Annotated in this window: 15 protein-coding genes; 5 read left to right on the top strand and 10 right to left on the bottom strand. The window is 66.2% G+C overall.

Annotated features, from left to right (window positions below; translation table 11 throughout):
* Nucleotides 1-54: 54 nt before the first annotated feature.
* The 4 genes from GTP90_RS14210 to GTP90_RS14195 form a co-directional block, all read right to left on the bottom strand.
* Nucleotides 55-627 carry a hypothetical protein gene (locus tag GTP90_RS14210; RefSeq protein WP_161084165.1) on the bottom strand — a complete coding sequence of 191 codons (573 nt, stop codon included), beginning with the start codon at nucleotides 625-627 and terminating at the stop codon, nucleotides 55-57.
* Nucleotides 628-990: 363 nt separating this feature from the next.
* A complete protein-coding gene (locus tag GTP90_RS14205; RefSeq protein WP_161084164.1) occupies nucleotides 991-2664 on the bottom strand; it encodes a sodium:solute symporter family transporter in 1674 nt (557 codons plus the stop codon).
* Nucleotides 2665-2834: 170 nt separating this feature from the next.
* Nucleotides 2835-5183: a glycoside hydrolase family 31 protein gene (locus GTP90_RS14200; RefSeq protein ID WP_161084163.1), complete on the bottom strand. Its 2349-nt coding sequence runs from the start codon at nucleotides 5181-5183 to the stop codon at nucleotides 2835-2837.
* Nucleotides 5184-5213: 30 nt separating this feature from the next.
* On the bottom strand, nucleotides 5214-6110 hold the full coding sequence (locus GTP90_RS14195) for an alpha/beta hydrolase (RefSeq protein ID WP_175048088.1): 897 nt from the start codon (nucleotides 6108-6110) through the stop codon (nucleotides 5214-5216).
* A gap of 96 nt (nucleotides 6111-6206) precedes the next feature.
* Here GTP90_RS14195 and GTP90_RS14190 point away from each other — a divergent pair, with 96 nt between their 5' ends.
* The 4 genes from GTP90_RS14190 to GTP90_RS14175 all read left to right on the top strand — a co-directional run bounded on the left by GTP90_RS14190 (nucleotide 6207) and on the right by GTP90_RS14175 (nucleotide 13061).
* Nucleotides 6207-7004 (top strand): hypothetical protein, encoded by a 798-nt coding sequence (locus tag GTP90_RS14190; RefSeq protein WP_161084161.1) that lies wholly within the window; start codon nucleotides 6207-6209, stop codon nucleotides 7002-7004.
* Between the two features lie 6 nt (nucleotides 7005-7010).
* Nucleotides 7011-7496 carry a hypothetical protein gene (locus GTP90_RS14185; RefSeq protein WP_161084160.1) on the top strand — a complete coding sequence of 162 codons (486 nt, stop codon included), beginning with the start codon at nucleotides 7011-7013 and terminating at the stop codon, nucleotides 7494-7496.
* Between the two features lie 206 nt (nucleotides 7497-7702).
* Nucleotides 7703-10381: a TonB-dependent receptor gene (locus tag GTP90_RS14180; protein WP_161084159.1), complete on the top strand. Its 2679-nt coding sequence runs from the start codon at nucleotides 7703-7705 to the stop codon at nucleotides 10379-10381.
* 103 nt (nucleotides 10382-10484) lie between these two features.
* Complete coding sequence (locus tag GTP90_RS14175) at nucleotides 10485-13061, top strand: beta-mannosidase (protein ID WP_161084158.1); 2577 nt, start codon at nucleotides 10485-10487, stop codon at nucleotides 13059-13061.
* A 36-nt stretch (nucleotides 13062-13097) separates the two neighbouring features.
* Here GTP90_RS14175 and GTP90_RS14170 read toward each other — a convergent pair whose 3' ends face one another.
* The 3 genes from GTP90_RS14170 to GTP90_RS14160 form a co-directional block, all read right to left on the bottom strand.
* Nucleotides 13098-14363, bottom strand: a complete 1266-nt coding sequence (locus GTP90_RS14170) for an MFS transporter (RefSeq protein ID WP_161084157.1) — start codon at nucleotides 14361-14363, stop codon at nucleotides 13098-13100.
* A gap of 111 nt (nucleotides 14364-14474) precedes the next feature.
* Entirely contained in the window at nucleotides 14475-16910 is a 2436-nt protein-coding gene (locus GTP90_RS14165; protein WP_254451858.1) for a GH92 family glycosyl hydrolase, read from the bottom strand.
* 31 nt (nucleotides 16911-16941) lie between these two features.
* Complete coding sequence (locus tag GTP90_RS14160; RefSeq protein WP_161084156.1) at nucleotides 16942-18972, bottom strand: glycoside hydrolase family 97 protein; 2031 nt, start codon at nucleotides 18970-18972, stop codon at nucleotides 16942-16944.
* 325 nt (nucleotides 18973-19297) lie between these two features.
* On the opposite strand from GTP90_RS14160, the gene GTP90_RS14155 reads away from it, so the two are divergent.
* The gene (locus GTP90_RS14155) at nucleotides 19298-19753 is read left to right on the top strand and encodes a cache domain-containing protein (protein WP_175048087.1); all 456 of its coding nucleotides are present in this window, start codon (nucleotides 19298-19300) and stop codon (nucleotides 19751-19753) included.
* A gap of 18 nt (nucleotides 19754-19771) precedes the next feature.
* Here GTP90_RS14155 and GTP90_RS14150 read toward each other — a convergent pair whose 3' ends face one another.
* From GTP90_RS14150 to GTP90_RS14140, 3 genes are read right to left on the bottom strand one after another with little or no spacing between them, the layout of a single operon-like run.
* Nucleotides 19772-21634, bottom strand: a complete 1863-nt coding sequence (locus GTP90_RS14150) for a feruloyl-CoA synthase (RefSeq protein WP_161084155.1) — start codon at nucleotides 21632-21634, stop codon at nucleotides 19772-19774.
* Between the two features lie 14 nt (nucleotides 21635-21648).
* Nucleotides 21649-23103: an aldehyde dehydrogenase gene (locus tag GTP90_RS14145; protein ID WP_161084154.1), complete on the bottom strand. Its 1455-nt coding sequence runs from the start codon at nucleotides 23101-23103 to the stop codon at nucleotides 21649-21651.
* 47 nt (nucleotides 23104-23150) lie between these two features.
* A complete protein-coding gene (locus tag GTP90_RS14140; protein ID WP_161084153.1) occupies nucleotides 23151-23984 on the bottom strand; it encodes a p-hydroxycinnamoyl CoA hydratase/lyase in 834 nt (277 codons plus the stop codon).
* Nucleotides 23985-24069: the final 85 nt, after the last annotated feature.

Raw genomic sequence — 24069 nt, 5'->3', positions numbered from 1 at the left:
GGACGATAAAAAGGGCGCTCGCTGCAAATGCAGCGGGCGCCCTTTTTTATTCCCTCACGAATCACCGGGAATTTGTTTCGCAGCGCGGCGCTTCCTGCGGCGGGCGCTTTTTCCAGAACCGGACTTGTGCCGAGTGCCACCATCTTGCGCCGTCGTTGTGCGGCTTTGGCCGGCGGCTTTCCGCGCCGAGCGGCAGACCTCGGCCAGCAACCATTCGTTGCTGCCGGGGAGGCGCAGCCATATGGCCTTCCATGCATTGCGGTTGCCGCTGCCATGCAGGTTCGCGAAGCACGATGGCGATACCGTATGACCTTCGTATTTGATTTCCGTTCCCACCACTGTGGCGAAATAGGGCTGGCTGCCGAAGCTGGCGCGCAGCCTTGTACCCTCGGGAAGAATGACCTGCTTCCATTGGTATCCGGCCTCGGACACCGCCGCGGGCTGCTGCGATGGCGGCGGCGGAGGATTGATGTAGTTTCGGATCGCTTCAATAACGAAGGGTTCCTGCGCCCAGGAATCCGACCAGAAATTGCCAGTGAATTCACCCAGCTCGACCAGCACATCGTCAGGTACGCGGATCGGGAACTGGAGGTTGTACGTGGGCTTGATTTTGGGGGAGGTAGGCATGGGGGCTCTCTAAAATCGGGTTTTACTAAGCGCTGCTAACCATTGCTAACCTGTACTACACAGCGCTAACACATACTAAAAATGCCGTGCCGAATGCTAATCGCTACTAATTTTTCGACCTGTATTCGTTAGAGGTGGTTAGTAGTCTTTAGTTCCGAAAATAGCGCGGAGTCGTACGAAATATCGATGGTTAGTATTGGGTAGCAGTGGTTAGCGGGTTTTAGTAAAAGCCGAAAAAATAGACCCCGCCCTGTACATGCCTGAGGTGCGGCCAATAAAAAAGGTTCATCGCGGATTACCGGGATGAACCTTTTTATTGCGCCCCGCCGTCAGCTCATGCAGGGCGGGGATGGTGAACCGCGATTACCACCAGAGGCTGTAGATCGTCGTCAGCGCGATGCCGATTACGGCCGAACCCAGCGCGAAGGCGCCGTCGACGCGGAACAGCGAGGTGTCGATGTGCATGTGCTTGACGTTGTCGCGCTTGGCATCGGCCATCTTGCTCATCACGACCATGCCGGCGATGACCACCCAGAACACGATGAACATGCGGTCCAGGAACGGGATCTCGAACACGCCGCTGCCGTTGTCCTTGGAGAAGCCGATAGTCGCCAGGAAGGACAGGTCCATCATCGTCGGCAGGAATTTCAGCAGGATCGAGCCGGCCAGGCCACCCAGCGTGGCGAACATGGCCGCGCCGGACGTGGTTTTCTTCCAGAAGAAGCCCATCAGGAACATGGCCAGGATGCCAGGCGAGACGAAGCCGGTGTATTCCTGGATGTACTGGAAGCCGCCTTTCTTGTCGATGCCCAGCATCGGCGCGATCACCACGGCTAGCGCCATCGCCACGACCACGCTCACGCGGCCGATCCACACCATGCGCTGCTCGGTGGCTTCCTTGTTGAAGGCCTTCTTGTAGATGTCCAGCGTGAAGATGGTGGCGATGCTATTGGCCTTGCCGGCCAGCGAAGCGACCACGGCGGCGGTCAGCGCCGCGAACGCGATGCCCTTCAGGCCCGAAGGCAGCAGGCCCAGCAGGATCGGGTAGGCGCGGTCGGGGTTGACTTCGCCGCCCACCTTCATGGCATCGCCCAGCGCGCCGGACTTGTCCAGTGCATACGCCGCGATACCAGGCAGCACCACGATCACCGGCATCAGCAGCTTCAGGAAGGCCGCGAACAGCAGGCCCTTGCGGGCGGTCGGCAGGTCGGCGCCCAGCGCGCGCTGCGTGATGTACTGGTTGCAGCCCCAGTAGTTCAGGTTGACGATCCACATGCCGCCCAGCAGGACCGACAGGCCCGGCAGGTCCATATAGTTGGGATTGTCGCGCTTGAGGACCATGTCGAAGTGGCCGCGGGCGTGGTTGTACAGCTCGGAGAAGCCTTGCAGCGCGCCGTGCTTGTTGCCCAATGCGGCGACCATGTCCAGTGCCAGCCAGGTCGTGACCAGGCCGCCGACCACCAGGCAGGTGACCTGCACCACGTCGGTGTAGCCGATGACCTTCATGCCGCCCAGCGTGATGATGGCGGCGAACACGGCCAGGAACAGCATGCAAGGGAGCAGGGCGATGCCGGACAGGCTGCTGATTGCCAGCGCGCCCAGGTACAGGATGGAGGTCAGGTTGACCACGACATACAGGCCCAGCCAGAACAGCGCCATGGTGGTGGCGACCGCCTTGCCGTAGCGTTGTTCAAGGAATTGCGGCATCGTGTAGATGCGGTTCTTCAGGTAGACGGGCATGAAGAACACGGCCACGATCACCAGCGTGGCGGCGGCCATCAGCTCGTAGACCGCGATGGCCATGCCGATGCGGAAGCCCGAACCGCTCATGCCGATGAACTGCTCGGCCGAGATGTTGGAGGCGATCAGCGAAGCGCCGATGGCCCACCAGGTCAGCGAACCTTCGGCCAGGAAGTAGTCATGCGAGGCGAGGCCGGAGCCGGCCTGCTTGCGCCGGTAGACCCAGATGCCATAGCCAGCGACCAGGACAAAATAGACAAGAAAGACGGTCACGTCCAACGTGGAAAAAGTGCTCATGCGGTACTCGCGAAAAAGATTGTCTCCGGATTGGCGGCCAAGCTGCGGCCGCGCCCATTTTATTGATGAATCTGCCAATGGATGATCTTAGGCGATTTCCACCTATAATTTCCAATACCACTTTTGCATGCAGCTATACTGTTTGGGTGGGGGCAGATTCGTTTTTGCCTCTATTTTCCCGCGACCTTGACCAGGCTCGGCGCCTTGCGGGCCACTTCGCCGTCGCCGCTCGCGTTCAGGCGGCTGGTGGCGTCGTTCCAGTGCAGCCGGACCGTCGTTCCCTTGCCTTTTTCATAATCGTAGGACACGCCGTCGTCGTCATACAGCGCGAAGTCGCCATCCTTGCCGGGATAGACGCGGATCTCGGCGACCTGCTGGCGCTCGGCGGTCGACTGGATCTCCGAGCCCAGCGGCACGATGGCGCCGGCCCGCACGAACACCGGGATCTGGTCGATCGGCGCCGCCACCTTGACCCAGCGGCCGCCCGCCAGCTTCTCGTTGGTCCAGAAGTTGTACCAGTCGGCGCCGGCCGGCAGGTAGACATCCTTTTGCGTCTGGCCCTGCTCGGTCACGGGCGCGACCAGGAACGCCGGCCCGAACATGTACTGCGTGCCGATGTCGGCCACCTTGGGGTCGTTCGGGAAGTCCATCCACAGCGGCCGCATGAACGGCGCGCCGCTGTCGTAGGTGGCCTTGGCCTGGCTGTAGATGTAGGGCAGCAGCTGGTAGCGCAGGCGGTCGTAGCGGGCCAGGATCGGTTCGGCCTGGGTGCCGAATTCCCACAATTCCGTGTGCTTGCGGTCGCCGTGCACGCGCAAGGTCGGCAGGAAGGTGCCGTACTGGAACCAGCGCGTGAACAGTTCAGGATAGTCGTGGTTCTGGCCGACCGTGCCGGTGCCGCCTGCCGGGTCGAGCAGCGGCGCCTTGGTGGCCTTGGTCGATTGCGGCAGCCACTGCCAGCCGCCAATGTCGTTGCCCCAGTAGGCGATGCCGGAGGCTGTCATGTTCAGGCCGGTCGGGATCTGGCGCGTCAGCGCTTCCCACGAGGGGCTGATGTCGGAGGACCAGAACAAGGCGCCGGTGCGCTGCGAGCCCAGGTAGGCGGCGCGCGACAGGACCAGCGCGCGCTTGTTCGGCTTCCACGCGCGCATGTTCTCGGCAAAGCCTTCGACGTGCAGCAGCGGGTAGACGTTGTGGTAGCGGTCGCCGGAGCCGATCGAATAGAAGTAGCCGCTCGGTACCAGGTCGGGCTCGGTCTCGTCCAGCCATGGATAGTCGAAGCCGTGCGACAGCACGTTGTCGCGCGCGTGTTCCCAGAACCATTTGCGGGCCGCTGGGTTGGTCGAGTCGATCAGCGCGCCGGTGCGGTCCGAGCGCGACGGCAGGCCGTCGACGGTCTTGCCGTCCTTGTCCTTGAGGAAGTAGCCCTTGGCATCGAGCTCGTTGAAGTAGCGGCCCGAGCTCTCGAAGCGCGGCCAGAACGAAATGATGGACTGCATGCCCAGGCCGTGCAGCTCCTTGTTCATGGCGTCCGGGTCGGGGAATTGCGCCGGGTCGATGTCCAGCTGGCCCATGCGGGTCCAGTAGAACCAGTCCACCACCATGATGTCGAGCGGGTATTTCTTCTGGCGGTAGGTATTGGCCACGCGCAGCACTTCCTGCTGGCTCTCGTAGCGCGCCTTGGACTGGATCAGGCCGAACGCGGCCTTCGGCGGGATCGGCGTCTTGCCGGTCACGCGCGCGTAGCCGGAATACAGTTCCTCCGGCGTGTTGCCGGTGATGACGAAGAAGCTGACGCGCTCGCCCACGCTGGACTGGAACGCGGTGCGGCCGTTGATGCCGGCGATGAAGCGCGTCGGCGACGGGTTGTCCCAGACGATGCCGTAACCCTTGGACGACACCATGAACGGCACGCACACGGTTTCGCCGGCCGGCGCGTCGTACCAGTGCTTGCAGTCGATGACGCGGCCGCGCAGGTCCAGCGGGCCCATCGATTCCTGGTTCTGGCCCATGCCGTAGTAATGCTCGTCGGCCGGCGCGCTGAACGAGGCGCTGGCCTGGTAGGTCTTCTCTGTGTTGACGGTTTGCGGCGCCAGGTCCCAGCCGGTCATGTCGAGCACCACTTCGCCCCTGGCGTTCTTCACCTGCAGCGCGACCGGCGCCAGCGTCGAGGCAAAATATTTCTCGCTCATGGACGGCACGTGCGGCGCGGGCGCCGGCGCCACGTGCAGGCTCAGCGCGGACGAGCTGAAGGTGTCGCCGTCCTTGCCGCCGGTGTGGCGGAAGGCCGCGTTGTCGACGCCGCCGGCCAGGATGCCGTAGCCGCCGGGCTTCAGCGCCTCGGCCTTGTCGGCGGCTACCGTGACGCGGACCACGTTCGGGCCGTAGGCCTCGACCGAGACCCAGGCGCCGTTGCGGTCCAGCGTGGCGATCGGCGCGGCCTGGGCCGACGCGGCGGCGCCCAGCGCGATCAGGGAAATCGAGGCGGCCAGGGTCTTGCGCCGGTGATGCATAGTCATGTTGTCTCCTGAATTGTTGTACATGGATGGTTATGGAATCAGTTTGCGGTCGCGCAGCCACTCTTCGGCGCGGCGCGGCCAGTTGGACGCCGTGCCCTGGCCGGCGCGCATGCCCATGCCGTGGCCGCCGTGCTCGAACAGCATCATCTCGGCCGGCACATGGGCGCGGGTCAGGGCCTGGAAGTACAGGATGCTGTTATCGACCGGCACCGCGCCGTCGTCCTGGGAGTGCATCAGCAGCGTGGGCGGGGTCTGCGCGTTGACCTGCTGCTCGAGCGACATCTGCCGCACCAGCTCGGCGGACGGCGAGGTGCCGAGCAGGGCGCGGCGCGAGCCGGCGTGCGTGACCGCCGACTCCATCGAGATGACCGGATACATCAGCATGGCGAAGTCCGGACGCGCGCTGACGGCGTCGAGCGCGTCGCCGCCGCGGCCGGCCGGCAAGTTGTACAGGGTGGAGGCGCTGGCGGCCAGGTGTCCGCCAGCCGAGCTGCCCATGACGCCGATACGGTCCGGCGCCACGCCGTATTGCGCCGCCTGCGAGCGCACCAGGCGGATCGCGCGCAGCACGTCCTGCAGCGGCGCGGGATGGCCGTAGCCGGACAGGCGCGACTTGAGCACGAAGGCGGTCACGCCCAGGTTGGACAGCCACTGCGCGTACTGGTGGCCCTCGCGGGTGAAGGACAGGAATTCATATCCCCCCCCGGGGCAGATGATGACGGCGGTGTGGGCCGGCCGGTCGTATGAGGCGGGATATACGGTCAGCGTGGGGATGCTGACGTTGCTGATCCGCTCGTCGTCCAGCCGCTCCGGGCCCAGCTGCGGATGCGGACCGGGGAAGCCGTTCGGCCAGAGGGTGACGACATTGCCCTGGGCGCCGGCGCCGGCCGAGGCCACGAGCAGCAAAGCCAGTATCCATGAACGCATGATGTGATCTCCTTTGTTATACTTTTGACCCCGGTATTTTGGGCGCTTCATGATTGCAGAGCCGCCGTGCGACCGCAATTATGAAAATCACCGATCATGAGTATGATTTCACCGCCGGAATGTGCGCCGGCCATCCACTTCGGGACCAGGAAAATGAAACAGTACGGCACATCCGCCATTCTCGTGGGCCTGGCAGGCTCGATGCTGCTGCTCGCTTGCACGCCAAAGACGCCGCAGGTCGCCGCCGAGGATATCCGCATCGCCAAGCTGGAGCCGCTGGCCGTCAGCGGCCCCGACCGGAATGTCGGGGAGGTCCGGCTGGTCAAGTCCAGCGAGCCGGACTATGTGCCCGAGCCGGTGGCGCAGGCCCTGCTAGCGCAGCTCAAGCAATGGCCGAAGACGGGGACGGAGCTTGGCGACGCGCTCAATACCTGCTCGACACAGGTGGCGGTGACGCAGCTTGGCGGCAAGTCCGCATGCCGCGAAGCGATGGGGGATGACGACGAGGCGGCCTGCTACAAGCAGCACGGCTACGGCAGGAAGACGGTGGCGCAGGCGCTGATGGCCGATCATCGCGACCTGAACGGCGATGGCGTGAAGGACTACATCATCTCGGACCGCTACTATTGCACGAGCCTGTCGGCCAATCAGGGGGCGGTCTATTTTGTCATGCTGTCGCAGCCGAAAGGGGGCTACAAGCTGGCCTTTGCGGACTGGGCTTCGCCGGTCCTGTATGCGGTGGACGCCAAGGTCGACGGCAAGGCGGTTCTGGTCGAGCGCATTGCCAAGCTGGACGGCGAGACCACGCGCATCCTGAACCTGGTCGACGCGAAGTACGTGCGCAAGAGCTGCTTGTTCCAGGACGAGCACGGCTACAGCCCATGCTCGTTATAGGCGGATATGAAGAACCTGTCGATACCGGCCCTTGCGCTGGCCTTGCTGTCCCCGTTCCATTGCTCCGCGGATGAAGGCGAAGCGCCAAGGGCCGTGGATGTGTTTTTTGTCGCTGATGGCGTGTCGTTCGGGACGCGTATCGATGACATTATTTTGGAGAAGATAGGCTGCACCTACACGTTCGGCGATACCGGGACCGCCTCGAAGCTGCTGAAACTGATGGAGGCGGCACGGGATGTGCCGCAAGACGCCAGCGATCTGAAAACCAAATTTGAAGTCCGGTACAAATTCCTGTTTCATTTTCAAAGCGGCGCTTCCATTTCGATCAGGTTCGGTCAAAAGTACCTCAATCAATCGTATCTGGATGGAAGCTGGAATTCCGTCCCCATCCATCTGCGGGCCGAGCTGGCCGAACAGGTGCGCGCAACCATCAGGAACGCCGGCGGCGCGCAGACCAACCAGAACGCCTCCGGTTCTTGCGCAGGGCCTTGACCGCCGCGCATGCCCGCCGGTCGGCCGCATCGTCCGCGAATTCCGGGCCCCGGATGGCCGTGTTTACTAAAGAAGCCTAAACGCGGCCCTGTTTTTACGCTTTCTGAAAAATTCATTTTTCCCGATGGTATAAATGCTCTGCCCAAAAACGCAGCAACACCGTTTTTGAGGCAGCACACATAAGCATAAATATCAAGGGAGACGTCATGAAACAGCAGCAGATGTACACCGGCGGCAGGCCGCACCCTGTCCGGCTCACCGCGATCGCCTTCGCCGTGGCCACGCTGGCGTTGGGCGCTAGCGCCCAGGCCCAGCAGGAGGCCGCCAAGCCGGGCGAGGCCGCCGCGCCGGCGATGCAGACCGTCACCGTGGCCGGCATCCGCGCCTCGATGGCCGAGTCGCTCAACCAGAAGCGCCACGCCGATTCCTTCGTCGAGGTGATCACGTCCGAGGACGTCGGCAAGATGCCGGACAAGAACGTCGCCGATTCGCTGCAGCGCATCGCCGGCGTGTCGGTGGCGACCGCTGGCGGCACCGAGGGCGGCTTCGGCGAGAACGACCGCGTCAGCCTGCGCGCGACGCCGTCCAACATGACGCTGACCACGCTCAACGGCCATACCGTGTCGTCGGGCGACTGGTTCAACCAGAACATCAACAGCGGCGGGCGCAGCGTCAGCTACTCGCTGTTCCCGGCCGAGATGATCGGGCAGATCGTGGTCCACAAGAGCTCGCAGGCCGACCTGATCGAGGGCGGCGCGGCCGGCACGGTCGACATCGAAACCCGCAAGCCGCTCAGCTTCAAGCAGAAGCTGACCGCCATCGGCACCGCCGAAGGCGTGTACGGCACCGGCGCGAAAAAGACCGATCCGCAGGTCAGCGGCCTGGTCAACTGGAAGAATGACAGCAACACCATCGGCATCCTGGCCCAGGCGTTCGAACAGAAGCAGTCGCTGCGCCGCTTCGGCCAGGAATTCCTGTGGTGGGACAAGGTCGAGAACATCGACTCGGCCGCCTTGCTGGCCGCCCATCCCGACCTGCGCGGCAAATACCTGTCGATGCTGACCGGCTCGGCGCTGTTCCAGCAGGTGCGCGAGCGCCAGGGCGGCAGCCTCGACTTGCAGGTCAAGGTGTCGAACGACTTCGGCTTCGACCTGACGGGGTTCTACTCGCGCATGAACGCCCGCAATTCCAACGCCAACTACATGCACGCGCCGGTCGACACCATCGGCGGCGGCGCGCTGCCGTCGGCCTACACGATCAGCGGCGACACCGTCACCTCGATCACCTTCCCGGCGGTGTGCTCGGCGCAGAATTGCTCGAGGGCGGTGTCGTCGGCCCAGCACATCATCGCGCGGCCGTCGTCGTACAGCGACTCGGGCTACGTCAACCTGGACTGGAACTACCGCGCCAACGACGCGCTGACCTTCACGGGCAAGTTCGGCAAGACCAAGGGCACCGGCTTCTCGCCCGACACCGCCTACGCGGCCAACCAGGCGTATGCCGGCAGCGGCTACACCCTGCACGGCCTGGACGCGCCGGCCACGATCTGGGTCGACAACGCCAAGACCTACACGCCGCGCACGGTCGAGCCGGTCGGCGGCTGGGCCTTCGAAACCAGCGCCACCGACAAGGAAAGCTACGGCCAGGTCGACGGCAGCTACGTCACGCCGTGGGCCACGCTGACCAACCTGCGCTTCGGCGTGCGCGCGGCCGACCACAACCGCATCCACGAGGGCCGCTCGGGCGACGTCTCCGACGCCGGCAAGACGGTGGCCAACAATCCCGGCGGGCTGACCAGCTTCCCGGCCAGCCCGCTGTCCAATGTGCTGGACGGCCCGTGGACGTTCTCGCCCGACGCGGTGGCGGCCTGGGGCGACAAGTACGTCACCTACCGCAAGACCTACAACGGCCAGTTCGTGATCGACGAGAAGACCCGCGCGGCCTACCTGATGAGCGACCTGAACTACAACGACATCCAGGGCAATGTCGGCGTGCGCTATGTCCGCACCGACGTCGAGGTGGCCAACCGCTCGCCGGAAACGGTGTGGGATCCGGTGCGCACCAACAACCGCTACAGCAATTTCCTGCCCAGCCTGAACCTGCGCAAGGAACTGCGGTCCGACCTGACGCTGCGCGCCTCGGCCAGCCGCACGCTGGCGCGTCCCGACATCGGCACGCTGGGCAATATCGACCTGAACGACCTGACGCTGACCGGCAGCGGCGGCAACCCCAACCTCAAGCCCATCATGTCGAACAACTACGACCTGGGGCTGGAGTGGTACTTCAAGCCGCGCTCGCTGTTGTCGCTGAGCCTGTACAAGATGCAGATCGGTTCCTACATCACCTTCGGCTCGTCGCGCGAGCAGTTCTTCAACCGCCGCCAGAACAAGATCACGACCTATGCGATGACGTCGGCCGTGAACACCAAGGCCGAGGTGCAGGGCTTCGAGATGCAGTACATCCACGACCTGGGCAATGGCTTCGGCTTCAACACCAACTACAGCTTCGCCGACGGCAAGGAGACCGGCCGCGCGCCGACCTCCGCCTGCGCCGAGGACAACAACTGCGACATGGTGGGCACCTCGCGCAACTCGGTCAACGGCGGCGTGTTCTACGAGAGCGCGAAGTTCAGCGCGCGCGTCAACTACAGCTACCGCTCGACCTACCTGAACGGCCTGGACCGCCGCAGCGCGATCTACCAGGGCGGCGTGGGCAACCTGTCGGCGTCGCTGCAGTACGAGCTGACCGAGAACCTCAGCCTGTCCTTCGAGGGCAAGAACCTGAACGACCCGATGCTGATCTCCTGGTCGGGCAGCAAGGACCGTCCGAGCGCCTTCTACAAGAACGGCCGCCAGTTCTATCTGGGCCTGCGCGCCAAGATCTGATGCACGGGGCCCGGCGCGCCGGGCCTGATTCAACCGGAAGATCTGGACCCGTCGCAGGGGCCAGGTCTTTTTTTGCCTGATACCTCCAAGGAAGACACCCACCATGACCTCTATCGTTTCCCTGTGCTCCCACGCCGGCGGGCTGCCGGCGCCGGACTGGCAGTTCCGCCTGGCGCCCTCCGATCCGCTGGCGCGGGAGCGCCCCGCGCTGGCCGAGTGGCACGCGGCGACCGTGCCCGGCCATGTGCACACCGACCTGCTGGCGCGAGGGCTGATCGCCGATCCCTATTTCGAGAACGAGGAAGCCGCGCTGCAATGGATAGGCAATGCCGGCTGGGAGTACCGGCTGCGCTTCGACGTCGACGCGGCCACGCTCGCGCATCCGCGCCAGCATCTGGTGCTGGACGGCGTCGATACCTACGCCTGCGTCTGGCTCAACGGCGTCAAGCTGTGCTCGACGGCCAACGCCTTCCGCGGCTGGCGCCTGAACGTGCGCGGCATGCTGAAGGCCCGCGACAACGTGCTCACCGTGCAGCTGCATTCGCCGATCGCCCGCATGCTGCCGGCCGTGCAGGCGATGCCCCACAAGTTGCAGGGCAACTATCCATCGCCCTTCGGCGACGAGCCGCGCGACGCCATGACCGCCAACTTCGTGCGCAAGCCGGGCTACCACTACGGCTGGGACTGGGGGCCGCGCTTCGTCACGGCCGGCATCTGGCGCCCGGTGCGGCTGGAGACGGGCGACCTGGTGCGCCTGGCCGACTTGCAGGTGCAACAACTGGAGGTCAGCGCCGCCCGCGCGCGCCTGTCGGTCCGCTGCGCGTTGCGGCTGGACCGCGCCGCGCCGTTGCAATTGCAGCTGACCTTGCTCGATCCGGATGGCCTGCAGGTGTGCGCCGTCACGCGGATGCTGGCGCCGCAGGCCGGCATGCTGTGCGAACAGGTCGCGCTGCAGGTGGACCAGCCGCGCCGCTGGTTCCCCAACGGCTACGGCGAGGCCGCGCTGTACACGCTGCTGGTGCAGGTCAGCGGCGAGGACGGCGTGGTGCTCACGCAGCGCCGCCGCATCGGCCTGCGCAGCGTGGCGCTGCGCCGCGAGCGCGACCAGTGGGGCCGCCAGTTCTATTTCGTCGTCAACGACATCGCCGTGTTCGCCAAGGGCGCCAACGTGATCCCGTTCGACATGTTCCCCAACCGGGTGGCCCCGGCGGCGATGCGCGCGATACTGGAGTCGGCGCGGGAGGCCAACATGAACATGCTGCGCAACTGGGGCGGCGGCTATTACGAGTGCGACGAGTTCTACGACATCGCCGACGAGCTGGGCCTGATGGTCTGGCAGGATTTCATGTTCGGCGGCGGCGTCGTGCCGGCCTACGATGCGCGTTTCCGCTACAACGTGCTGCGCGAGGCGGTGCAGCAGGTGCGCCGGCTGCGCGACCACGCCTGCGTTGTGCTCTGGTGCGGCAACAACGAGGAGGAAACCGCGTGGAAGGAGTGGGGCGTCGGCGCCAAACTGGCGGCGGAGGCGCCGGAGTTCGCCGCCACCGTCTGGGATGGCTATGTGCGCCTGTTCGGCGCCAACCTGCGCAAGGTGGTGGCCCGGCACGGCGGCGGCATGCCGTATCTGTCCAGCTCGCCGAGCAACGACCTGGACGGCCCGGCCAACGACAGCGACAACGGCGACAAGCATTACTGGGATGTCTGGGCCGGCTCCAAGCCGGTCGAAGCGTATTTGCGGGAGACGCCGCGCTTCATGTCCGAGTTCGGCCTGCAGGCCTGGCCGGTGGCCGCCACCATCGACAGCGCGATCGCGCGCGCGCACCAGCAGGTCGACTCGCCGCAGGTGCGCGGCCACCAGAAATTCCTGGCCGGCGCCGGCAACGACAGGATCTTGCACTACATCCGCGCCAACTATCGCGAGCCGGCCAGCTTCGCCGACTTCGTCTACCTGAGCCAGGTGATGCAGGCCGAGGGCATCGAGCTGGCCAGCCTGCACCACCGCGCCAGCATGCCGCGCACGATGGGCTCGTTGTACTGGCAGCTCAACGATGTCTGGCCGGGCGCCTCCTGGGCCAGCGTCGACTACCATGGGCGCTGGAAGGCGCTGCAATTCCATGCGCGGCGCTTCTTCGCGCCGGTCATTGTCGCGGCCACCCGCGACGAGGGCGTGACCTGCGTGGCGCTGGTGTCGGACCACCAGCAGACGTTGCTGGGCGAACTGCGCGTGCGCGTGATGGACATGCATGGCCATTGTCTGCGCGACACCCGGGAACAGCATGTGATGCCGCCCTGCGCCGCCATGCAGGTGGCCAGCTACCACGACCAGCAGCTGCTGGGACCGTTGGACGCGCGCAGCCACGTGGCGGTGTTCGACCTGTCGCTGGCCGGCGAGCTGGTCTCGCGTGGCGTGGTCTACTTCGCGCCGGCCAGGGAAGTGAAGTGGCCGGCATCGGCACTGCACGCGGAGCTGGGCGAACAGGACGGCGAAGTGCGGCTCGAGCTGTCGTGCAAGGCGCTGGCGCGCGCGGTGTGGGTGGAGTTTGAAGGGCTGGACGTGGAGGTGTCGGACAATGCGCTGACCATGCTGCCGGGCGAGCGGCGCGTGCTGCGCCTCGGCGGCGCCGGCCTCGACGACCTGCGCCGCTGCCTCAAGCTGCGCCACCTGGGCGAGGCGGCCTGACGCCTTGCGGCGCCGGCACGCGCCGGCGCCGCTTGCCTATTGCTTCGGCGCCGCGCCGGGCAAGGGCATGCGCCGCACCAGCAGCGTGACCGGCACGGCGCTCAGCAGCACCCACAGGAAGAAATGCTGGTAGCCCAGCGCCGCCTGGATGTCGCCGCTGATCACCTTGAAGATCACAAAACCCAGCTGCATGATGCCCGACGCCAGCGCGTAATGCGCCGCGCAATATTTTCCCACCGACAGCACCTGGATGATGAACAGGATCAGGCCGACAAAGCCGAAACCATAGCCCAGCATCTCCACGCTGATGGCCGCCGTGATGACCCACAGGTCGGTGGGCATCTGGGTGCTGAGGAAATAGAACACCAGGTTGGGCAGGTTGACCGCCAGCACCAGCGGCAGCAGGGCGCGCCGCAGGCCCAGCCAGGCCGCGAAGTAGCCGCCCCCCAGGCTGCCCAGGATGAAGGTCAGCGTGCCGGCCGTGCCGTACACCGAGCCGATCTGGCCGGTCGTCAGGCCCAGGCCGCCCAACTCCCGCGCGTCGCGCAGGAACAGCGGCGCGATGGTCTGCACCTGGGCCTCGCCGGCGCGAAACAGGATGATGAACACGATGCACAGCCAGATGTCCGGCTTGCGGAAAAAGTCGCTGAACACGTCGCGCAGCGTTTCGCCGGCGCTCATCGGCGAGCCGGCCGGCGCGGGCGTGTGCGGGATCGCCCTCCAGTGGTAGGCCCCGAGCGCGAGCATGATGGCCGCCAGCAGCACGAAGATGATGGCCCACGCGGTGCGCACCGGGTAACGGCTTTCCAGGTAGCCGGCAAGGATCACCAGGCCGCCAAGCGAGAGGAACTTGCCGGCGTTGAAGAAGGCGCCGCACCAGCCCGCGTAGCGGGCCTGCTGGTACTCGTTCAGGTGCAGGATGTAGAGGCCGTCGGCGGCGATGTCGTGCGTGGCCGCCGACAGCGAGGCCAGCATGAACACCGCGATGCAGGCCGCGAAATAGCTGGGCAGCTGCAGCGCCAGCGCGACCAGGCCGAAGGCGCAGCCGGTGATCCACTGGCAGACGATGACGGTGCTTTTCTTGTTCGAGCTCAGTTCCAGCAGCGGGCTCCAGAGCGGCTTGAAGACCCAGGCCAGGCCGAGGAAGCCGGTCCAGTGGGTGATTTGCTCGTTCGATATCCGCAGGCTCTTGAACATCAGGCTGGCGACCAGGGCGACCGCGTAGAACGGCAATCCCTCGGCCAGGTACAGGCTGGTGATCCAGCGCAGCGGATTGCGCATGCTATCGGTGTGTTGGTTCATGTCGGAACTTTCGGGAAGGCAGGCCGGCGCGGGCGTGCGGCCGCCTGCCCGTGGTGGCGCGGGCAGGCGGGAGGACGACGAGGGAATGCCCGGCGCGAACCGGGCAGGGTGTTACGGCGCCGCGCTGGCGCCCGGTTCAGGCGGCACGCTGGCCGGGCTGCTGCCCCAGTGTGCGGCGGCCGGGTCGGTGGACAATTGCATGCGCAGCTGTCCGCCGCGCTGCAGTTGTTCCCAGTCCAGCCAGACCTTGTCGTGCGGCTTGGCGTTCCAGCTCAGCTGCGTGACGAAGGAGGGCAATGCCGCCGGCGAGGTGGCCGACGATGCGGCCGGCGCATTCTTCTCGATGAGCAGCTGCTTGCCGTTGCCCAGGTCGACCTGGGCCTTGGCGAACTTCGGCTCATGCAGCAGGAAGCGGCCGCTGCCCGGCGTCGACGGATAGATGCCCAGCGCGCTGAACACATACCACGCCGACATCGTGCCCAGGTCGTCGTTGCCGGTCACGCCGTTGGGCGCGTTGCTGAACAGCGTTTCGGCGGCGCGCAGCACGGCGCTGGTTTTCCACGGCTGGCCGACCAGCGTGTACATCCACGGCGCGTGCAGGTCCGGTTCGTTGTTGGGGTTGTAGCGGAACTGGTTGTAGTAGTTGTACGCGCCCATCACCCATTCCTTGCGCACCGCCTGGAAGGGATCGGCGCTCAGCGCGTCGTAGGCGAAGAAGGCGTCGAGCCGGCGCGCGGTCTGCTCGCGTCCGCCCATGGCCTTGACCATGCCGCCCACGTCCTGCTGCACCAGCCACTGGTATTGCCAGGCCGTGCCCTCGTGGAAGCCGTGCTCGGCGCGCGGCGTGTAGCTGCCGTCGAGCTCGGTGTACCACTGGCCGTCGGCGGTCTTGGCGCGCGGGAAGCCCTGGAAGCCCAGCTGCTGGTCCTTGGCCGCGTTGTCCCAGACGTTGCGCCAGTTGCCGGCGCGCTGGCGCAGCAGCGCCGCGTCGGCCTTCTTGCCCAGCGCCTCGGCCATGAAGGCCAGCGCGCCGTCGGCCTGCGCATATTCCATCGTGGCCGAGCCGCCGTGGTGCGGATCGACGTCCATGCCCTTGGCGCGGAACGACAGGTCGTACTGCACGTAACCCTTGCTCAGGTAGCTGGGGTTGCCGGCGCGGCCCTCGCTGCGGCTGCCGAACGGCGGCACGCCGAAGGCGTTCTCGCGCAGCGCCGCGTAGGCTTGCTGCTCGCGGCCCTTGAGAGCGCCGTAGCGCCACAGGTCGACCAGGAACGGTGTGACCGGGTCGCCCGTCATCACGTTCGATTCGAAATTGGCGTAGCCCCAGCGCGGCAGCCAGCCGCCTTGCTCGCGGATCTTCAGCACCGAATCGGCGATGTCGCGCGCACGCTCGGGACGCAGCAGCGCGATCAGCTGGTTCTGCGCGCGGTAGGTGTCCCACAGCGAGAAGAACTCGTAGTAGGTGGCGTTGCCGGCCGAGTGGATGCGGTCGTCGTAGCCGCGGTAGCGGCCGTCGACGTCGTTGCCGGTCAGCGGCTGCAGCAGGGCGTGGTACAGCGCGGTGTAGAACACGGTGCGCTGGTTCTGGTCGGCGCCCTCGATGCTGACCGACTTGAGTTCCTTCTGCCACGCCTGCTGCGCCTGCTCGCGCATGCTGTCGAAGCTGCGCGGCGCGCCTTGCGCGTAGGCGTCGGCGCGCAGGTTGCGGCGGGCGCCGTCGGCGTCAACGTGCGAGATGGCGCTGATGGCCGTCACCGCCTGCTGGTCCTTGACGTCGAAGGTGAACCAGGCGCCGTGCGGGCGGCTGTCGCCTTGCAGGCTGGGCTGGCGCGAGCCGGGCGTGCCGCCGGTCTCGTTCCAGATGCCGTGCGCGCTGAAGGGGCGGTCGAACTCCATGCGGAACCAGGTGGCGTACTGCGCGCCGCCGCAGAAGCTGCGCGTGACGATCTTGCCTTCCACGCTGTGGTCGTCCACCACGCGCAGGCTGCTGCCGACCACCGAATGGCGCTCGTTGGCCTGGCCCAGGTTGACCAGGATGTGGCCTTGCGCGGTGCCGTGCGCGAAGGTGTAGCGTTCGGCGGCGGCGCGGGTGAGGGCGGTGGTTTCGGCGGTGATGCCGCCGTAGCTGGTCAGCTTGACCTTGAAGTAGCCGGCATCGCCCACCTCGCCGTCGTGGGTGTACTCGGACGCGTAGCGCTTGTGGTCGAAGCTGTCGGCCTTGCTGGTGTCGAAGGTGCCGCCCTTGCCGATGCTGCCGGTGACCGGCAGCACCGACAGCTTGCCGCCCTGTTCCCAGCAGCCCGCGCCGGACAGGAAGAAGTGGCCGAAGCCGCGGATCTTGGGATCGGTGTAGTGCCAGCCGGCGTAGTGCTCGCCGATCGGACTCACCTGCAGCATGCCGAACGGCGCCGACGCGCCGGGGAAGGTGTTGCCGTCGTCCTGCGTGCCGATGAAGGTGTTGACCGGCGCGGTTGAGGTTGCCGCGATGGCCTGGGTGCCCAAGCAAAACGCCGCGCCGGCAAGGATGCCGTAAATCTTGTTCTTCATGCGTGTCTCCAAAAATTATTGTTGTGGGTGTTCAGTCGAGTGCCTTGAAGCGCACCGCCGCGCCGCCGCCCGGCGCCAGCCACAGCGGCAGCACATCGTCGCGGCCGACCTCGCGCTGTTCGATGACGATGTCGTAGGGATTGCTCTCCCAGTCGGCGCGCGCGCCGTCGCGGTAGATCTGCGCCTGGTAGCGCTTGGACGGCGCCAGGAAATCCAGCTTGAGCTTGAGCGAACGCGGCTGCTCGTTGCTGAGCGCGCCGAGGAACCAGTCGGCGCCGCCACGCTGCTGGCGCGCCATCGCCACGTACTGGCCGACCTCGCCGGCGATGGCGCGGCTCTGCTCCCAGTCGGTCGGCACGTCGACGATGAACTGGAAGGCGTCGCGCCGCGCCTCGTAGTTTTCCGGCAGGTCGGCCGCCATCTGGATCGGGCTGTACAGCACCACGTACAGCGCCAGCTCCTTGGCCAGCGTCGAGCGCACGCGGTTCTCGGACTGCTCGCCGTTCGGCTTCAGGTTGAAGATGCCCGGTGTATAGTCGAACGGCCCGGACAGCATGCGCGTGAACGGCAGGATGGCCGTGTGCTCGGGCGGATTGGGCGGGAAGCCCCAGGCGTTGTACTCCTGGCCGCGCGCGCCTTCGCGGGTGATCCAGTTGGGGTAGGTGCGGCGCAGGCCGGTGTCCTTGACCGGCTCGTGGGTGTCGATGCTGATGTGGCGCTTGGCCGCCTCTTGCACCGAGCGCAGGTATTCGCCGACCATGAACTGGCCGTCGTGCCACTCGTAGCGCACGCGGCCCTGCGCATCGATGCGCTTGATTTTGGCGTTGTCGGCCACGTAGCCGGTCTTCACCTGGGTGACGCCGTTGTCGCGGTAGTAGTCGTAGGCGGCGCCCATCTGGCTGGCGTAGTGGCTGACCGCGCCCGAGGTCTCGTGGTGGCCGATCAGCTGCACGCCGGTTTTCTTCGCGTAGGCGGCCACCGCCTTCATGTCGAAGTCGGGGTAGGGCTGGGTGAACTTGAACAGGTCGCCGTTGTCCGGCCATTCGCCGTCCCAGCCCACGTTCCAGCCTTCGACCAGCACGCCGGAGAAGCCGTACCTGGCGGCGAAGTCCATGTAGCGCTTGGTCTCCTCGGTGGTGGCGCCGTGCTTGGGGCCGGACGACCAGGTCTTCTGCCACAGGTGCATGGCCCACCAGATGCCGATGTACTTGCCCGGCTTGACCCAGGAGACGTCGCCCAGCTTGTTCGGCTCGTTCAGGTTGAGGATCAGGTCGGAGTTGAGCAGGCCGGGCGCGTCCGGCGAGATCTGGACGGTGCGCCAGGGCGACTTGAATTCGCCGTGGGTCTTGACCTTGACGCCGTCGTACCACGGCGTCAGGTCGGCCTTGAAGACGCCGTCGCGCTGCTGCGCCAGGGTCATCGACGCGTAGTCGGTCAGCGCCGCCTCGTGGATGCTCAGGTGGACGCCCGAGGCCGTGCGCATCGTGAACGGCGTCTCGACGTGTGCAGCGTCGCGCAGCGGGGTGCTGCGGTACAGGTATTCCAGGCTGCGCCAGGCGCGCGCCGGGATCCACCAAGCGCGGGTGGTGTCGACGTCGGGCAGGTTGAATTCGGTCGATTCGTCGACGATCTCGGCCTGGTCAAAGCCAGCCTGCTTGGGCGCCTCGTAGCGGAAGCCGATGCCGTCGTCGAACACCCGGAAGCGCACGGTGAAGCGGCCGGCCGTTGCATCCTTGGCGGCGAAGTCGACCCGCAGTTCATTGTGCTTGTCGTGCACCAGCTTGCGCTCGCCCCAGGGCTGGGTCCATTCGGTATCGGCGGCGGCCGGCGCGCTGGCGACGATCTGGTAGCCGTCGCCGAACGACGGCTGGTCCTTGAACACCAGGCCCAGGCGGGAATGGTTGATGATGTCCTTGCCGCGATAGCTGACCCGGTAGCTTGGATGGGCGCGGTCATCGCTGACGGTGACGACAACGGCGCCGTCGGGCGAGCGCACGCTCAGGTCGGTGGCGCAGGCGAGCGGCGCGACCAGCGCGAGCAGCAGGGCGGTGGAGATATGCATACGGCGGTTCCGGTGTGGATGAAGTGCTGATTTAATCACGACCAGCCGGGGCGGGGCAGGGGAAGGCCCCGGGGAGGGCTCAGTTTCACTTGTTTCACTAAACAAGAGGCTGTTGCCGTGAAATCGCGCGGGCGGCGGCCGGCTGGGATGGTCTATGCTGGCGCTGGGCATGTCGTACGTCCCGAGCCGGAGCGGCTACGTTAAGCATTCGCCAATAAGGGAAATCACGTAGCGGAGCGGCCCGCGGAGGGCGGTTTCAAACTGCTATAGTTGGGATGCCGCCAATGCAGCGGCGCTCGACCAATTTCGGAGACTGGGTAAGATTATGAAAAATACCATGCTGGCGGTGCTGCTGTCTGCCACCGCGTTAAGCTCCGTGCCGGCGCTTGCCGCCGACGCCTCCGCCGCCGCCGTCGCGATGGTGGACAAGGGCGCCGCCTACTTGCAAAAGAATGGCAAGGACGCGCTGATCAAGGAAGTCAACAACAAGAATCCAGAGTTCGTCACCGAACACACCTACCTGACGGTGCGTGCGCTGGACGGCACCCAACTGGCCCATCCCACCAACCCCAAGCTGGTCGGCAAGAACATGGTGGTGCTGCCGGACGCGGACGGCAAGCTGTTCCGCAAGGAGATCATCGACCAGGCCAAGGCCAAGGGCAAAGGTTGGGTGGACTACCGCTACAACAATCCGAACACCGGCGAAATCGAGAAGAAGTCGACCTACTTCGTCAAGGAAGGCGACATCATTCTCGAAGCCGGCATCTACAAAGGCAAATAGCCTTTACGGCGGGCGCGTTCAGCCGGCGACCAGCACGCCGGCGTGGGTGCCGTCGTACATCGCCGCCACCAGCGCGGCGCGCCGCTCCAGCACCACGCGCTGGTTGATCGACCCCTTGTCGGTCTGCTCGCCGGCCGTCACCGACGGCGCTTCCTCCAGCAGCAGCAGGCGGTCGACCCGCGAAGCCGATCCCGTGGCCACTACGTTCAACTGCGCCAGCAACTGCTGGAAGTGGCGCCGCACCGGCGCGCTGGACAGGATGGCGGCGGCACCGGCATCCTCGCCCAGCCCCGACAGCAACTGGCACTGGTCCATGCGCGGGAACACCAGCAAACCTATGGCGTCGCGGTCGATGCCGGCCACCACCACATCCTGGATATAGGGCGCGCCGGTGCTGATGACCCTTGCCCGCAACGGCCCCACGCTGACGAAGGTGCCGCTGCTTAGCTTGAAGTCCTCGGCGATGCGGCCGTCGAACATCAAGCCCAGTTCCGGCCGCGCCGGATCGACGAAGCGCACCGCGTCGCCGCTGCGGTAGTAGCCTTCCTCGTCGAAGGCGTCGGCGGTGGCCTGCTGCGCGCGCCAGTAGCCGGGCATGACGTGCGGGCCGCGGAAGCGCGCCTCGTACTTGCCGTCCACCTGCACCAGCTTGACCTCGCAGGCCGGCGCCGGCAGCCCGACATAACCGGCCATCATCACCGGACCGGTGGTGAAGGTGCACGACGGCGCGGTCTCCGTCATGCCCAGGCCGGCCATGATGCGGATGCGCTGGCCGCAGCGGTTCTCGCTGACCCGTTCCAGCGCATCCCACGCCGCCTGCGACAGGCCGGCGCCGGCGAAGAAGAACAGCTCCATCTGCGAGAAGAAGTGGCGGCACAGTTCCGGGTCTGCCTCCAGCGCGGCGGTGAGCAGCTCCCAGCCTTTGGGCACGTTGAAGAACACCGTCGGCGCGATCTCCTTCAGGTTGCGCACCGTGGCGGCGAAGTCGCGCGCGGTGGGCTTGCCGTCGTCGATGTAGTAGCTGCCGCCGTTGTACAGCGCGATGCCGACGTTATGGCTGCCGCCGAAGGTGTGGCTCCACGGCAGCCAGTCCAGCAGCACCGGCGGCTTGTCGCCGAAGGCCGGGAAGGTTTGCAGCAGCATCTGCTGGTTGGCGCATAACATGCGTTGTGTGGTGGTGACGGCCTTGGGCAGCTTGGTCGAGCCGGAGGTGAACAGGAACTTGGCGATGCTGTGCGGGCCGATGGCGGCGTTGGCCGCGTCCACCGTGCGCGGCACGGTCGCCAGCAGTTGCGCCAGCGGCGTGCTGGCGCGGCCGGCGTCGCCGTGGCTGGTGACGATCTCCACCTCGTCCGGTACCGTGACCGCCAGCGCCTCCGCGCAGGCGGCGCCGTCGGAGGCGTAGACCATGCCGGGCGTCAGGTGGCGCACGAAGTGGGTCAGTTTGGTGAGGTCGGCGTGGGGGCCGGAGGCGGCCGGCGACACCGGGCAATAGGGGATGCCGGCGTACAGCGCGCCCAGCGCCAGTTGCAGGTGCTGCAGGTCGTTCCCGGACAGGACCATCAGCGGGCGTTCAGCCGACAGGCCGCGGTCCAGCAAGGCCTGGCCGACAGCGCGCGCCTGTTCCAGCATCTCGCGATAGCTGATGCGCTGCCACGCGCCGTCGGCGCCGCGCTGCGCGACCAGCGTGCGGTCCGGATGGCGCTCGGCGCCGAGCACCAGGCGGTCGGTGAGGCGGTCGGGGTAGGCGTCCAGCGTTTCCTGCGACGCCAGGCGCCAGGCGCCGTCGGCGCCGGCCTCGATCCGCACCGGCGCGCCGCCGACGCGCACCGGGCGATAGCGCGACAGGTCCAGCGCGGAGGAGGTTGGGAGCTGCGTCATCGCGTGCTCCCTCATCACACCGGGTAGTGGCGGTGGCCGCTCTGGATGGTGATCCAGCGCAGGTCCGTGAATTCGGCGATGCCGGCCTTGCCGCCGAATCGCCCGTAGCCGCTGGCCTTGACGCCGCCGAACGGCATCTGCGCCTCGTCGGCCACGGTGGAGCTGTTGATGTGGCAGATGCCCGATTCCACGCGGCGCGCCAGCGCCATGGCGCGGCCGATGTCGCGGCTGAAGATGGCGGCGGACAGGCCGTATTCGCTGGCGTTGGCCTCGGCCAGCGCCGCTTCGTCGCCGTCGACGCGGATGATGCCGACGATGGGACCGAACGACTCTTCCTGGTACACCGCCATGTCCGGCGTGATGTGGTCGATGATGGCCGCTTGCAGCACGTTGCCGTCGCGGTCCGCGCTGCCGCAGACCAGCTTCGCGCCCTTGGCTTCGGCGTCGGCGATCATGCCTGCCACGCGGCCGGCGGCCGAGGCGTCGACCATGCCGCCCAATACGGCGCCTTCCTCGCCCGGTCTGCCGGCGCGCAGGCCGGCGGTCTTGACGCGCAGTTTTTCGACGAAGGCGTCGGCCACCTTGTTGTCGACGATGATGCGGTCGGTGGACATGCAGATCTGGCCCTGGTTGAAGAAGGAGCCGAAGGCCGCAGCCTGGACCGCCTCATCGAGGTCGGCGTCGTCCAGCACCAGCAGCGGATTCTTGCCGCCCAATTCCAGCACCACCGGCTTCAGATGCTGCGCGGCCTGCTGGGCGATGATGCGGCCCACCTTGGTGGAACCGGTGAAGTTGATGCGCTTGACGGCCGGATTGGCGATCAGGCGCGCCACCACGGCGGCGGCGTCCTGCGGCGCGTTGCTGATCACGTTGACCACGCCGGCCGGGAAGCCGGCATCCTCGAACACCTTGCCGATCAGGCGGTGCAGGGCGGGGCAGATCTCGGACGACTTGAGCACCACCGTGTTGCCGCAGGCCAGAGGCGTGGCGATGGCGCGCGTGCCAAGGATCACCGGCGCGTTCCACGGCGCGATGCCGAGCACCACGCCGCAGGCCTGGCGCATGCCCATCGCCATCAGGCCCGGCACGTCGGATGGAATCACTTCGCCGGCGATCTGGGTGGTGAGCGAGGCCGCCTCGCGCAGCATGGAGGACGCCAGCATCACATTGAAGCCGTACCATCCGGCCACGCCGCCCGCTTCGGCCACGCCGGCCGCGATGAACTCGGGCGCGCGCGCCTGCAGGCAGTCGGCCGCCTTGAGCAGCAGGCGACGGCGTTCGTTGGGCGCGGTGGCGGACCAGCCGGGGAAGGCCGCGTGCGCGGCGGCGACGGCGGCATCGGCATCGTCCAGCGTGGCGGCGGCGGCCACCGAGGCGGTGTCGCCGGTGGCCGGGTTGAGGCGCTGGTAAGTGGCGCCGGTGGATGAGGCCTGGTCCAGGCCTCCGATCAGCAAACGGGCTTCAAGCATGGCGTATCTCCTGTGTTATTTTGTGGCGTCGGGCTGCGTTGTGCGTCTTATGCGCGCTTGTAGGTCTGCAGGCCTGGTTTGATGGTCTTATCGTCCAGGAACTGCTTGAGGCCCTGGGCGCGGCCCTTTTCCGGGTCGCGGAAGTTGGATTGATCGACTTTGGCGTACAGGTAGTCTTCATTCTGCTCCCAGGTCAGTTCGCGGCAGCGTTTGAAACCGTTCTTGGCGATGCGCAGCACCGTCGGCGACTTGGCCAGCAGCTTCTCGGCCAGTTCGATGGTGGCTTCGCGCAGCTGCGCCAGCGGCACGCTCTTGTTCACCAGGCCCATGGCCGCCGCTTCCTTGCCGGTGAAGGTGTCGCCGGTCATTATGTAGTGTAGCGCCTGACGGTGGCCCATGGTGTCGGCGACCGCCTTGCTGACCAGGTTACCGGGCGGGATGCCCCAGTTGATCTCCGAGAGGCCGTACACGGCTTCGTCGGCGGAGATGGCCAGGTCGCAGGCCACCAGCGGCGAGAAGGCGCCGCCGAAGCACCAGCCGTTGACCATGGCGATGGTCGGCTTGCTGTACATGCGCAGCAGCTTCCACTGCCATTGCGAGCAATCGCGGCGCAGCTTCTCCTGGTAGATCTCCGGCTTGCCGTCGTTCTCGCGGAAGTACTCCTTCAGGTCCATGCCGGCGGTCCAGCTGTCGCCCGCGCCGGTCAGCACCAGCACTTCGGCCTCCGGATCCTGCTCCAGGGTTTCCAGCACGTCGATCATCTCGCGGTTCAGCGTTGGGCTCATGGCGTTGCGCTTTTCCGGACGGTTCAGGGTCACCCAGGCGATGCCGCCGGTGATGTCGACTTTGACGGTGGTCCAGCGCTTGTCGTATTGGCTCATTTCGGTCTCACTCTATGTTAGGTTAATATCAGGTTGCCTGATACGTGTCTTATAATATATGCTGCTTGGCCTGTAATGCAAGCGC

Origin of the sequence: Duganella vulcania, assembly GCF_009857655.1 — a bacterium.
GTDB classification, from domain to species: Bacteria; Pseudomonadota; Gammaproteobacteria; order Burkholderiales; family Burkholderiaceae_D; genus Rugamonas; species Rugamonas vulcania.
This window is presented reverse-complemented; position numbering and strand designations above follow the sequence as displayed.

Coding starts and splice junctions, on each gene's coding strand:
- GTP90_RS14210 (WP_161084165.1), bottom strand. CDS start 627: ATGCCTACCTCCCCCAAAATCAAGCCCACGTACAACCTCCAGTTCCCG.
- GTP90_RS14205 (WP_161084164.1), bottom strand. CDS start 2,664: ATGAGCACTTTTTCCACGTTGGACGTGACCGTCTTTCTTGTCTATTTT.
- GTP90_RS14200 (WP_161084163.1), bottom strand. CDS start 5,183: ATGACTATGCATCACCGGCGCAAGACCCTGGCCGCCTCGATTTCCCTG.
- GTP90_RS14195 (WP_175048088.1), bottom strand. CDS start 6,110: ATGCGTTCATGGATACTGGCTTTGCTGCTCGTGGCCTCGGCCGGCGCC.
- GTP90_RS14190 (WP_161084161.1), top strand. CDS start 6,207: ATGAGTATGATTTCACCGCCGGAATGTGCGCCGGCCATCCACTTCGGG.
- GTP90_RS14185 (WP_161084160.1), top strand. CDS start 7,011: ATGAAGAACCTGTCGATACCGGCCCTTGCGCTGGCCTTGCTGTCCCCG.
- GTP90_RS14180 (WP_161084159.1), top strand. CDS start 7,703: ATGAAACAGCAGCAGATGTACACCGGCGGCAGGCCGCACCCTGTCCGG.
- GTP90_RS14175 (WP_161084158.1), top strand. CDS start 10,485: ATGACCTCTATCGTTTCCCTGTGCTCCCACGCCGGCGGGCTGCCGGCG.
- GTP90_RS14170 (WP_161084157.1), bottom strand. CDS start 14,363: ATGAACCAACACACCGATAGCATGCGCAATCCGCTGCGCTGGATCACC.
- GTP90_RS14165 (WP_254451858.1), bottom strand. CDS start 16,910: ATGAAGAACAAGATTTACGGCATCCTTGCCGGCGCGGCGTTTTGCTTG.
- GTP90_RS14160 (WP_161084156.1), bottom strand. CDS start 18,972: ATGCATATCTCCACCGCCCTGCTGCTCGCGCTGGTCGCGCCGCTCGCC.
- GTP90_RS14155 (WP_175048087.1), top strand. CDS start 19,298: ATGAAAAATACCATGCTGGCGGTGCTGCTGTCTGCCACCGCGTTAAGC.
- GTP90_RS14150 (WP_161084155.1), bottom strand. CDS start 21,634: ATGACGCAGCTCCCAACCTCCTCCGCGCTGGACCTGTCGCGCTATCGC.
- GTP90_RS14145 (WP_161084154.1), bottom strand. CDS start 23,103: ATGCTTGAAGCCCGTTTGCTGATCGGAGGCCTGGACCAGGCCTCATCC.
- GTP90_RS14140 (WP_161084153.1), bottom strand. CDS start 23,984: ATGAGCCAATACGACAAGCGCTGGACCACCGTCAAAGTCGACATCACC.